At 67.1% G+C, this 12,744-nt stretch carries 6 protein-coding genes; 2 read left to right on the top strand and 4 right to left on the bottom strand.

Annotated elements, in window-relative coordinates; genetic code table 11:
- Positions 1-15 precede the first annotated feature (15 nt).
- The 4 genes from CIW53_RS03310 to CIW53_RS03295 form a co-directional block, all read right to left on the bottom strand.
- Positions 16-2,463 carry an EAL domain-containing protein gene (locus CIW53_RS03310; protein WP_149363260.1) on the bottom strand — a complete coding sequence of 816 codons (2,448 nt, stop codon included), beginning with the start codon at positions 2,461-2,463 and terminating at the stop codon, positions 16-18.
- A complete protein-coding gene (locus CIW53_RS03305) occupies positions 2,460-2,918 on the bottom strand; it encodes a response regulator (RefSeq protein ID WP_149363259.1) in 459 nt (152 codons plus the stop codon). The genes CIW53_RS03310 and CIW53_RS03305 overlap by 4 nt, the downstream gene beginning before the upstream one ends.
- Positions 2,915-7,651, bottom strand: a complete 4,737-nt coding sequence (locus CIW53_RS03300; RefSeq protein ID WP_149363258.1) for a PAS domain S-box protein — start codon at positions 7,649-7,651, stop codon at positions 2,915-2,917. The genes CIW53_RS03305 and CIW53_RS03300 overlap by 4 nt, the downstream gene beginning before the upstream one ends.
- Before the next feature lie 159 nt (positions 7,652-7,810).
- Complete coding sequence (locus CIW53_RS03295; RefSeq protein WP_149363257.1) at positions 7,811-10,243, bottom strand: PQQ-binding-like beta-propeller repeat protein; 2,433 nt, start codon at positions 10,241-10,243, stop codon at positions 7,811-7,813.
- Positions 10,244-10,438: 195 nt separating this feature from the next.
- On the opposite strand from CIW53_RS03295, the gene CIW53_RS03290 reads away from it, so the two are divergent.
- Both CIW53_RS03290 and CIW53_RS03285 read left to right on the top strand, forming a co-directional pair.
- The gene (locus CIW53_RS03290; RefSeq protein ID WP_149363256.1) at positions 10,439-10,873 is read left to right on the top strand and encodes a PepSY domain-containing protein; all 435 of its coding nucleotides are present in this window, start codon (positions 10,439-10,441) and stop codon (positions 10,871-10,873) included.
- 147 nt (positions 10,874-11,020) lie between these two features.
- On the top strand, positions 11,021-12,679 hold the full coding sequence (locus tag CIW53_RS03285) for a M28 family metallopeptidase (RefSeq protein ID WP_149363255.1): 1,659 nt from the start codon (positions 11,021-11,023) through the stop codon (positions 12,677-12,679).
- The last annotated feature ends 65 nt before the right edge of the window (positions 12,680-12,744 follow it).

Here is a 12,744-nt window from a genome sequence, read left to right as displayed (position 1 = left end):
CGAGGTGGTGCCGACTCAGGCCGGCAGGATCACCTGGTTATGCGCCAGCCAGTCGGCCACCGCCGATGCCTTCATCGGGCGGCCGAGCAGATAGCCCTGCAGCGCGTCGCAGCCGATTTCCGCCAGCAGCTGCGCCTGCTCGGCGGTCTCGACGCCTTCGGCGATCACGCTCATCTGCAACTGGTGGCCGATCGCCACCACGGTGGTGGCAATCGCCACGCTGCTCGGATCGTGCGGCAGGTCGCACACGAACGACTTGTCGATCTTCAGCTTGTCCACCGTGAACTGGCGCAGGTAGGACAGGCTGGAATAGCCGGTGCCGAAATCGTCGAACGCGATCCGCACACCCAGCGCGGAAAGCTGGTTGATCGAGTGCAGCGCGCGATCGGCGTTTTCCAACAGCGCGCTCTCGGTCAGCTCCAGTTCCAGCCGGTCGGCCGGCAGGCCGTGCCGCTGCAGCGCGTCGGCGACCTGGTCGGCGAAGTTGCCGCGCTGGATCTGCTGGGCGGACACGTTCACCGCCACGAAGAAATCACCCAGCCCGGCGTCCATCCACGCGCGCGACTGCGCGCAGGCGCGATCGAGCACCCAGCCGCCGAGCGCCGGCATCAGGCCCATGGCTTCGGCGACGGGAATGAAGCGCTCGGGCATGACCAGTCCCAGGTCGGGACTGTTCCAGCGCAGCAAGGCCTCGAAGCCGATCACGAGGCGGTCCGCCGTGCGCAGCTCGGGCTGGTACTCGAGGTGCAGTTCGCCATGCAGCATGGCGCCGCGCAGACGCATGCCGAGCATGCGGCGATCCTCCATGCGCCGCATGTCCGCTTCGGAGTACTGGCAGACCATGTCGCGGCCAAGCTGCTTGGCGCGCGACATCGATGCCTCGGCGCGGCGCAGCAGGTCGTCGATATCGGCAACCCGCCCGGGATAGCTGGCCACACCCATGCTCATCGTCACCAGCACTTCGCCGCCGGATATCTCCACCGGTTGCGCGACGGCGTGGCGCAACCGCTCGGCCACGGCCACGGCCTCGTCCAGTCCGATCCCGGGCAAGGCGACCACGAACTCGTCGCCGGTGAAACGCGCCACGCGCCCCGCGTCGCCCACTTCGCCGCTCATCCGCATCGCGACCTCGGCCATCACCCGATCGCCCACTTCGTGGCCCATCGCCTCGTTGATCGCATGGAAGCGATCGATATCGGCATAGATCAGGGTCAGCGGTTCGCCGACGTGATGGAGCGCGTGGTCCTGCAGCAGCGCCTCGATCACCGGATACCGCGCCAGCCCGGTCGAGACGTCGTGGGTGGCGGCGTAGGCCAGCCGGGCTTCGGTGTCGCGATGTCCGGTGATGTCGCTCTGGATGCCGATGTAATGAGACACCTCGCCCTGCTCGTCGCGCACCGGCGCGAGGTAGAGCTGGTTCCAGAACAGCGTGCCGTCCTTGCGCACGTTGCTGAGCACGGTCGAGTATTCGCGTTGCTCGCTCAGTGCCTGGCGGATGGCGGCGCGCTCCATCGCGTTGCCCTCGTCGCCCTGCAGGAAGCGGCAATTGCGGCCGATCACCTCGGCCGCGGGGTATCCGGTGATGTGTTCGAAGGCGTTGTTGATGAAGGTGATCGGCATGTCCTCGGCCTTCGCGTCTGCAATCACCACGCCGTTGCCGGTGGACTGGATCGCGCGCTCGAGCAGGCGCAGTTGCGCCTCGGCATGCCGCCGCTCGGTGATGTCCTGCAGATGCGCCAGCACCGCACGACTGCCGTGGTAGTTCAGCGGATGGAAGATCCCCTCAACCTGCAGCGACTTTCCATCCGCCGACTGGTGCTCCCACACGTTCGCGGCACCGGATGCGAGCACGCCCGCATGCAGGGCCGCATGAAACCGATCGCGCTCGGCGGGGGCCAGCAGCGTTTCGAATGACTGGCCGACCAGGCCGGATCGCAGGCGGCCATACTGCCGGTTGGCCGCATCGTTGGCGGTCAGGATCGACAGCGAGCTCTGGTCGAACACCAGCAGTGGCACCGGACTCTGCTCGAACAACAGGCGATGGCGCATCTCGCTGTCGCGCAGCGCATCGACGAAGTGGGTGCGATCGACCGCATAGCGGATGCTGCGATCCAGCCGTTCGGAGTCGATCGCACCCTTGACCAGGTAGTCGCTGGCGCCCGCCGCCATCGCCGCCACGTCCACCGAATGGTTGCCGCGGCCGGTGAGCACGATGAAGGCGCGCGACAATCCTTCGCGGCTCACTTTCTCGATCAGGTCCAGGCCGCTGAACGGTCCCAGCAGGTAGTCGACCAGGTAGACGTCGTGCTTGCCGCGGCGCAGATGGAGCAGGCCTTCCTCGGGAGTTGCGCACCAGTCGAACGCGTAATTGCTTCCCTCGGCATCCTTCAGCAGGTCGCGGATCAGGACGAAGTCGTCCTCGTCGTCATCCACCACCAGCACGCGCAGCGGCGGCAGACTCACGGCTTGCTCTCCTGCGATTCCGAGGGCAGTTGCACGATGTCCATCCAGTAGCGCTCCAGCGAGCGCAGCACGCCGATGAGGTCGTCGAACCGGTTGGGCTTGGTCACGAAGGAGTTGGCGCCGAGCCGGTAGCTGGCCAGGATATCCAGTTGCGCGCGCGACGTGGTCAGCACGATCACCGGCAGGTGTTTCAGGCCGGCGTGTTCGCGAATGGCATGCAGCGCCTCGCGGCCGTCCATGCGCGGCATGTTGAGATCCAGCAGCACCAAGTCGGGAAGTTTGCTGTGCGGATCGTCGAGCAGGCGCTGCAGCCGCGCCATCAACTCGACGCCATCGGGGACGAACTCGAGCGCGACGTCGACGCCGCTGTCGCGGAATGCATCGCTGAGCAGTATCCGATCGTCGGCATCGTCCTCGGCCATCAGGATCGACAATGTTGCATGGTCCTTCATCATGAATCCGCCTCCAGAATCTCGCCATCGATAGATGAAGCATCGCGGCCCGCAGACAGCCGTTCGGCCGACATGACGGGCAGAGTGACAATGAAGCTGGCCCCTTGTCCAGCATCGGATTCGGCGCGGATCGTGCCGCCGTGCCGCTCGACGATGCGCCGCACGATGGCCAGGCCGATGCCGGTGCCTTCGTAGACGTTGCGCGGATGCAGTCGCTGGAACGGCGCGAAGATGCGCTCGGCGTAAGCCGGCTCGAAGCCGATGCCATTGTCGCTGACGCGCAATTCGAAGACCGCACCGGTCCCGCGCACGCTGATCGCGACCACGCAGGGCCGCTCGGCGTCGCGGAACTTCAGTGCGTTCGCCAGCAGGTTCTGCAGCAGCTGGCGCATCTGCGTGGCATCGGCCTGGATCGTCGGCAGCGGATCGAAGGTGACGACCGCTTTTGCCTCGGCGATGCGCGCCTCCAGGTCGTCCAGCACCGCCGCCAGAACCGCAGCCAGGTCGACCGGCGCGACACCGGCCGTGCGCGTCGCCACCCGCGAATAGGCGAGCAGGTCATCGATCAGGGTCTGCATGCGAAGTGCGGCCTGGCCCATCCGCCGCAGGTAGTCGTGGGACGAATCGTCCAGGCTGCTGCCCAGCCTGGATTGCAGCCGGTCGGAGAATGACTGGATCTTGCGCAGCGGCTCCTGCAGGTCATGCGAGGCGACGTAGGCAAAATCCTGCAGTTCGCGGTTGCGGATGCGCAGGTCGTCCATCGCCTTGGCCAGCGCGATGTCGGCCTCGCGCCGGGCGGTAACGTCGCGCGCCGCGCCATAGAGCAGGCCATCGGATGCCGTGATCGAAACCCATTCGAGCCAGCGGTAGCTGTCGTCGGCGCAGCGCATGCGGGTGAGCAGCCCGTTGATCGCCTCGGCGCCGGACATCTGCCGCTCGATCGCCTCCTGCGTCGGCGCCTTGTCCAGCGGGTGCAGCAAATCGATGAACGGCATCGCCAGCATCTCGGCCTCCGCGAAGCCCAGCAGCTTGACGTAAGCCGGATTCACCTGCAGGAAACGGCCGGTGACCGGATCGGCGATGCAGAACACTTCCTGCGACATTTCGAAGAAGTGATTGCGCTGTTGCAGGATGCGTTGCGCTCCCTTGGCAGCGGCAATGTCGCGAAACGCCATCATGGCGCCCGCCAGCTTCCCGTGGATCATCAGCGGCTTGGCCAGGTAGGCCACTTCCAGCGTGCGCTCGTCGTGCAACGCGAACTGGCTGTCGCTGTCGGACACCAGCGCGGTGCCGCCCAGGATCTGCCGCAGCGGCGCCACCATGTCGGCGGGCAGTTCACTGCCCGTGGGCAGCTTGTCGACCCGCAGGCCGAGCGCCCGCGAGGCCATGTGGTTGAGGAAGGTGGGTTGTCCCTCCAGATCCACCGCGATCAGGCCTTCATTCACGCTTTCGGCGATCGCCACGATCAGCGCCAGCTGGCTGACCATGGCCTGCTGTGCATGGCGCAATTCGCGGTGATCCTGCAGCACGGCGAAGACGCCGCGCGCCTCGCCTTCCACGATGATCGGGATGCCGACCAGATGCGCCGGGAAACGGTTGCCGCGCGCATCCTGCGCGGTGACGTCGAGCCGGGCCGATTCGCCATGGGTGGCAGCCGTCAGCAACTGCCGTACCCTGGCACCCTCCGCCGCCACGAAGCTGTACGCGAACGGGCGGCCGCGCAATTCCACCATCTCCAGACCGAGCAATGCGGCACCGGCCGGGTTGCCCTGCATCACCTGGCCGTCGGGACCCAGCGCGAACACGCCGTCGGGATGATGGTCGAACAGCGAGCGGAAACGCTGCTCGCTTTCGCTGACGCGCTGGAACGACTGCTCATGCTCGATCGCCACCGCCGCCACCGCCGCCAGCGTGTCGATGCCGGAAACCTCTTCCGGCAATGGCGCACGCGGCGTCGTGTAGTACACCGCGAACGTACCCAGCACCGATCCGTCACGCGCCAGGATCGGCGTGGACCAGCACGCCTGCAATCCGTGCGGCAGCGCCAGCGAGGCATAGTTTTGCCACAGCGGATCGGTGGCAATGTCGGTGACTACCACGCGCTCGCCGCGCCAGGCCGCGGTACCGCATGAACCCGCTTCCGGCCCGATCGCCGCGCCGTCGATGCTGCGGCAATAGTCCGCCGGCAGATGCACCGCGGCGCCATGGAAGAGGCGACCTTCACGCAGCAGCAGGATCGAGCACAACGCGCCGGGGTAGTGCTCCTCGTAAGCCGTCACCAGCGACTCCAGCACTTCGGGCAATGGCCGCCCGCCGGCCACCGCGGCAAGCACCAGGCGCCGGCGGTTTTCCAGGTTCTCGGCGCGGCGCAGCTCGGTGTAGTCGCGCCCCACCATGTACATGCATTGCGACTGCGCCGACCACGTCGCGGACCATTGCACGTAAAGAACCCGGCCATCGCGGGTCACGTTGCGGTTGCGGAAGTCGGGATTGGGTTCGCCGCGCATCACCAGTGCCAGCGCCGCCACGGTACCTGCGCGATCCTCCGGATGGACCACCCGCGACAGCGGCTCGCGCACCAGCGATTCGGGCGTGTAACCCCACATGCGCAAGGCGGCCGCGCTGACCTGCAGGAAGCGGCCGTCGCGATCGATCACGCAAATCACGTCCGGAGCGCTGTCCATCATCAGCCGGGACGCTTCCAGTGCACGCTCCAGCGCGCGGCCCTGCCCGCGCAACTGGGCGCTGGTGGCCTCGGCATGGCGTGCCCGTTCGCGCGCGAGTGCGGACAGCCGCAACGCCACCGCCAGCAACCCGCCCAGGGCAAAACCGAGCAGCAGGACCAGTTGCGGCACGCGCGCTTCGATACCTTCGCGATCCGGGTAGACGTCCATTCGCCAGTGCTGGCCGTACAACGAAATATCCGTGCTGACCGGAGCGACCCCGCTGTCGGCACCGCGTGCATACAACACCTCCCCCGCCTGGCTGATGCGCAGGCCGTGTTGCCCCGGCAAGGCCGCCAGCAGGCGCGGAAACAGCTGGTCGAATTCAAGCGCACCGATCACGTAGCCCTGGATCCCCGCGTTGTCGCGCACCGGCGCGACGATCAGTTGGCCGCGTTTGCCGCCGATCAGCGTCAACGGCGCGCTCAGCACCGGCTGCGTGCTGGCATCGGCCCGGTCGAACAGTTGCTTGCGCCTGACGGAGCGATCCAGCACCGCGCCGACCCTGATGTCCGAGGACGAGGGTGCCCGCAACCGGCGCAACACACGCCCGGCATCGGCGTAGCCGAGCGTGCGCAGTCCGTCCATGTCGCGCAGGTAGCCGGACGCATCGGCGTCGAACAGCCGATCGCGAATCGCGCCCGGCGTATCCGTCGTGGCGGACAGCCGGGCCGCCAGGCGATCGGTGGCACGCACCAGCGTATCCATGCCACCGTGCAGAAGGGTCTCTGCATTCTCGCGCCAGACCTGCCCGGCGGCCTGCTGCAACTGGACCTGCTGTCGCTCCAGCGAAAGCCACAGCAACAGCGACAGCGACACCGTCAACAGGCACGTCACGGCCGGAAAGATCACCGTGCGATAGCGTCGCTCCCATGGCGAACGCGGGCTGCTGGCAACCAGCCCGATGCCGAGGACGGCCATGCCGACGGCGACCGGCAGCGACATCGGCGTGTGCGCATGCACGCCGAGCGTACGCATCGCCGGCAGCGCGAACAGGTAGCCGGCAAGCGATATCGCTCCGGCCATCAGCACCAGCAAGCCACTGGCCCAGGCGACACTCCACAGACCGGCGTTGCGCCGTGCCAGCAGCGCCATGCTCAGTCCCAGCTCGGCCGCCAGCAACGCCAGCGACGTATTCGGCGCCAGCCGTCCCGGCAAGGCACCCTCTGCCGTGATGCCTTGCTGTCGCCAGAACAATTCGCCGAGGAAGTCCGGCCACCCCAGGCACTCGGCCAGCAAGGGTGAGATCGCCAGCGGAACGCACAGCAAGCCCAGGCACCAGGCACTGAATGCGCGCCCCGACGCCAGCAGCCATAGGGCGTGACCCATCAGCACGAAAGCCAGCGCGGAGTTGAAGGCGATGGGTACCAGGTTCGTCCCACCCTGGACCAGGGTTGCCGACTGGATCAGCCAGCCCAGCACACCCATCCAGCCGAGCCCGGAAAGTGCCACCGAAGCTGCCGAAGGAATCGACCAGACCAATCCTTGGCCAAGCAGGATGCAGCTCAGGCTCAGCCAACCCAGCGCGCAGGCCACCAGCGCGCCCGGGCGAATCTCGCCCACCGCTGCATAGCCGCCCGATCCATGCAGCAGACACGCCAGCGCCACAAACATCGCCGTCGCCGCGACGCCGCGCGCAATCACACAGGGCAAGCCGGAGGCCGGCAGGCCCCTGCAGCAGATTGCCGGCACCAGCAGCAGCGCAGCACACAAGGGCGCGAACAGCGGATCGGCCCAGCCGGCCGTACTCAGGCGCGCCGCCAGCAACGCCGGCACGACGGTGAGCAGCGCCAGCACGCGGCCTGCGCGCAGGCGATCGCGCGCAACCAGCCAGGTCGAAAGCGCCAACAGCACCAGTACCAGGTCGGTCGCGCCGCGCATCGGCGACAGCTGTCCCGTGGCGGCCGCGATGCCCGCATCGACAAGCCCGAGCGCAGGCACCAGCAACACGCCGGCCTCAGCCGTCAGCGACCGGTTCAGCGCAGATCGCGGATGCCACTGGCGTTGGGTCATGCGCGATCCTCCCCCTCAGGGATGTCCATGCCGCCAACCAGTCATAAAGCAAATGACGGCCAATGCCAAGGCAGGCGTCGCCGCCAGCCCGGCCCGCGTCTTTCGGCCCGGATCGGGCAGGCGCATCATATGGCTATAGCGGCCGAAAGCTGCGCAGGTTTACCGTGAACCCGTCGATGCCGACGCGGCGGGGCTGCCCGGCAGGGCGTATGCGACCAGCGAACCGCCCATCGTCGTGCCCCGCCGATCGCGACCACCGGTCATCACCACCACGTACTGGCGGCCGCTGCGGTCCGACACATAGCTCATCGGCGTAGCGTGGCTGCTGGCTGGCAGGCGCGACTGCCACAACTGCCGGCCAGTGCGCACGTCATAAGCGCGCAGGTAGTCGTCCGCCGTGCCACCGAGAAACGCCACGCCGCCGCCGGTGCTCAGCGGGCCGCCAAGGCTGGGCACGCCCAGCGGCAATGCCATGCCAAAGAGCAGGCGACCCTGCACGATGCCGTTTCTGTGCATCCACACGCGCTGCATGGTCTTCAGGTCGACCGCCGCGACATGACCCCAGGGCGGCGCCTGGCAGGGGATGCCGAGCGGAGACAGCAGCGGATGCGGGTCCGTCGCGAAGCCGGCTCCAGCCATCGGCCGCGACACGAAGGCCATGTCATTCGGGTTGACGATGGCCAGCTGGCGCAGCGGATCGATACTGATGCCGCCGCCATCGAAGACACCGGAACCGCCCGGATGCATCAACGAGCCCTGTGCCGACGGCGGCGTGAAGATGCCGTCGTAGCGCAATTTCCTGAAATCGATCCGGCAGATCAGCTGGTCGAATGCCGTGGCGCCCCACATGTCACGCTCGCGCAATGTCGGTGGCTGGAACGACAGCGCGGAGAACGGCTGGGTCGGCGCCAGATGGTCCCCCGTCGCTGCGCCCTGCGGCACCGGCTGTTCCGGTGCGGGCACGATCGGCTTGCCGTCGCGGCGATCGAGCACGTAGATGTCGCCGCGCCGGGTCGCGGCGATCAGCGCCGGCAGTTTGCCCTGCGGCGTATCCAGATCGACCAGGCTCGGCTGACCGCCAGGCCCGAGGTTCCACACATCGTGATGCACGCTCTGGTAGACCCAACGCAGCTTGCCGGTGGCGATGTCCAGCGCCACGATCGCGCTGCCGAAACGCTCGCCCGGCGAATCGCGCCGACCACCACGCGCGCGCGGCGTCTGGCCGCCCATCGGGACGTAGACCAGGCCTAGCTTCTCGTCGACGCTGGACACGCCCGAGGAGTTCGGCGAATGGTGCACGGAGGTCTGACCCGGCGCGACTGGTGCGGTTTCCGCAGGGTTCGACGGATCCCAGTTCCACAACAGCTTGCCGGTGTCGATGTCGTAGCCGCGAATCACGCCGGTGTCCGCGCCATCGGTGTCGGCGGCGCTGACGATCAGCACATGCCGGGTTGCCAGCGGTGGCGAGGTCGGGTCGAGAAAGCCGCGCTTGCGCATCGGCTGGTCTCCATCCAGACCGATGACGCCGTGGTCCCCAAAACTCCCGCACGGCTGGCCGGTATCGGCATTGATGGCCACGATGGTGGCGTCGGCGGTCGGCGCAAGAATGCGGCGCGGGCATTCGTCGAAACGGATGCTCGACATCGCCACCGCGCCTTTCGGCACCACGCGCGGTGCGCTCGGTGCTGCGCTGGACGCGGCCGGCGCGGGCAACCACGCCGCCGCGGCAGTGCCGACATAGGCGCCCGAGTCGTGATACGCCACGCCGCGGCAGGCAGCGGGCCGACGATGCGTCGATTGCCGGCTGCTTTCCGGGCGGTAGCGCCAGCGTTGCTTGCCGGTATCCGGGTCGAGCGCGATCACGACGTGCTGCGGCGTGCACAGGTAGAGCATGCCGTTGGCCTTCAACGGCGTGACCTCGCTGGCGGTTTCCCGCGGATCATCGGAGCCCTTCAAGTCGCCGGTGTGGAACGTCCATGCCACCTGCAACTGCTGCACGTTCTGCGGCGTGATCTCCCGCGCTGGTGCATGTCGGTCGCCATAACCGGAGCGGCCGTAAGCCGTCCAGTCACCGGCTGCCACAAACGGCGATGCGACGCTGCCGCTCGCCTCCATGCGGGCCGCGGCGAACGCTCCTGGATGATCCTGGGGACTGCGCAGCAGCGCGGCGATACCGAAAATGGCGGCGATCGCCAGCGCGCTACCAAGCGCCCAGCACCCACCACGCCACTTCACGTCGCCACCGTCCTGCATCACACGCAAACGACGATTGACGAACGGCAGCGCCAACCACAACCCCAGCACGAACCACACATCCAGCCGCGGCAGCAGCTGCCACCAGTCCAGCCGCACCTCGGCCAGTGCCCACACGGTCGTGCCGAACAGCAACAGCGCATACAGCCACAGCGCCTCGCTCCGACCCGCGATCAGCAGCGCGCCGCTGACGGCCATGCCGAGCCCGGCAAGCAGGTAGTAAGGCGAGCCGCCCAGCATCAGCAGACGCGCACCGCCAATGACCAGGGTCAAACCCAGCAGTACGAACACGCAGCCGCTGATCAGCAGCAAGAGGCCGGAGCGCGGCATTCGTGTCATGGGCGTCCTCGATCGGATGAAGTCACGGTTTGAACGCGGCAGCCGAAGCCGCTCACGATCGCCTGCCTATGTAGCACAGGCAGTGCCCGCGCTTCGTTGACGTCAGCCGCGATTCAGCCTCGCCGCTCGTGTTCACCGCACGTTTGCACGGCCCGGCCAAGACTCGCGTTTCCCGCAGGCAACGAGGTACGTTCCATGAAGAAAAAGATCACGTCACTGACGTTTGCACTGGCACTGGGCACGCTCTCGCTGGGTGCATCCGGCATCGCGATGGCACAACAGGCGATGACCGAGCCGCAGGTGCAGGGCCAGCTCACCGCACAGGGCTACACCAAGGTGCATGACCTGAAGTTCACGGATGGCATGTGGCACGCCAAGGCGAAAAGCGCGAACGGCGACCGGGTGCACCTGCGCATCGACGCGAAGACCGGCCAGGTCTATCCCGACGAACTCGTTTCGAAGCTGAGCGAGCAGGACGTGCGCGCCTCGCTGGAATCCCAGGGCTACACGCACGTGCACGACGTGGATTTCGACGACGGCATATGGAAGGCCAAAGCCGACAACGCCGCCGGCAACGACGTCAAGCTGAGAGTCGATGCACGCAGCGGCAAGGTGATCGGTACCGACTAGTCGCCAACGACGAGTCACGCATCCGACACCGCAGCTTGCTCGATGTCGGCCATTCGCCAGCCGGCGCCGATGGCGCTGGCTGGACCGAACGCTGGCAGCTCACTAGTATCGGGGAGGTTCATCCCTTCCCCCCACAGGTAGCTGCCAGTGAAACGACTGATCCTCTGTACTCTCGCGCTCTCCATCTCGTCGGCCCTGATGGCCACCGCGGTCCAGGCGCCGACATTCGATCCGCACCGGCTGTCCGACGAGGTCAAGACCTTGTCCTCCGATGCCTTCGAAGGCCGCGGCCCGGCCACGCCGGCCGAAACGAAAACCATCGACTACGTGGTGGCACAGATGAAGGATGCCGGGCTGCAGCCCGGTGGCGATCTGGTCGACGGCAAGCGCAGCTGGACCCAGGCGGTGCCGCTGCTGCGCACCGAAATCATCGGCACGCCGAAACTCACGCTGACCATGGGCGGCAAGACCGAGGCGCTGACCCAGGGCCAGCAGATCGCGGTACGCGCACCGATGGACGGCTCGACCTCGGTGGCGATCGCGAATGCGCCACTGGTCTTCGTCGGCTATGGCGTCGAGGCACCGGAGCGCCACTGGGACGACTTCAAGGGCGTCGACCTGCACGGCAAGATCGCCGTGGTGCTCGTCAACGATCCCGACTTCGAAACCGGCAAGGGCGACTTCGGCGGCAAGGCGATGACCTACTACGGCCGCTGGACCTACAAGTACGAGGAAGCCGCCCGCCAGGGTGCCCTCGGCCTGCTGGTGATCCACGAAACCGCGCCGGCCTCGTATGGCTGGGCCACGGTGAAGAACTCCAACACCAACACCATGTTCGACATCGTGCGCGACAACCCGTCCAGCGTGCACGTACCGCTGGAGGCATGGATCCAGCGCGACCTCGCCGTGCAGATGTTCAAGCACGCCGGGCTGGATTTCGACACGCTGAAGAAGCAGGCGCAGACGCGCGCGTTCAAGCCGGTCGAGCTGAAGGGCGAAACCCTGTCGGCCAGCTTCAAGGTCGACAAGAGCGTGATCACCTCGCACAACGTCGTTGGTCGCATCGAGGGCAGCAAGCGCCCGGACGAGACCGTGATCTACAGCGCGCACTGGGATCACCTGGGCGTCGGTCAGCCTGACGCGAAAGGCGACCGCATCTACAACGGCGCTGTCGACAACGCCACCGGTACCGCAGCACTGATCGAACTGGGCCGCGCCTTCGCGCACGCGCCGAAGCCGGAGCGTTCGATGGTGTTCCTCAACGTCACCGCCGAAGAGAAGGGCCTGCTCGGCTCCGAGTACTACGCATCCAAGCCGCTGTATCCGCTGGCCACCACCGCCGGCGTGATCAACATGGACGCGCTCGACCCGCATGGCCCGTCGCGCAACTTCACCATCTCCGGCAGCGCCAAGCTCGGTCTGCTCGACGACATGATCGCCGACGCGAAGCAGTACGGCATGGTCTACACGCCGGACTCGAATCCGCAGGCCGGCTACTTCTTCCGCTCCGATCACTTCTCGTTCGCCAAGCGCGGCGTGCCGGCAGTGTCGTTCGGCTCGGGCAACGACCTGGTCGACGGCGGCCTCGCGGCCGGCAAGGCGGCGGAGAAGGAATACACCGCCAAGCACTACCACCAGCCGTCCGACGAATGGCAGGCAAGCTGGTCGTTCACCGGCATGGCGCGCGACCTGCAGTTGCTCTACACCGTGGGCAGCCAGTTGGCGAACTCCGACCAGTGGCCGGACTGGAGCAAGGATTCCGAATTCCGCGGTATCCGCGACAAGACGGCCGCCGAGCGCAAGTAACCCCGCAACCGCGTTCTTGCAGGAGCCCGCTGTCGGGCGATGCCTTTGCCATGTAACCAGCAAAG

Source organism: Rhodanobacter sp. T12-5 (assembly GCF_008329435.1).
Classification (GTDB): domain Bacteria; phylum Pseudomonadota; class Gammaproteobacteria; order Xanthomonadales; family Rhodanobacteraceae; genus Rhodanobacter.
The sequence above is the reverse complement of the archived record's forward strand: the minus strand, read 5'-3'. Positions and strand labels throughout refer to the sequence as shown.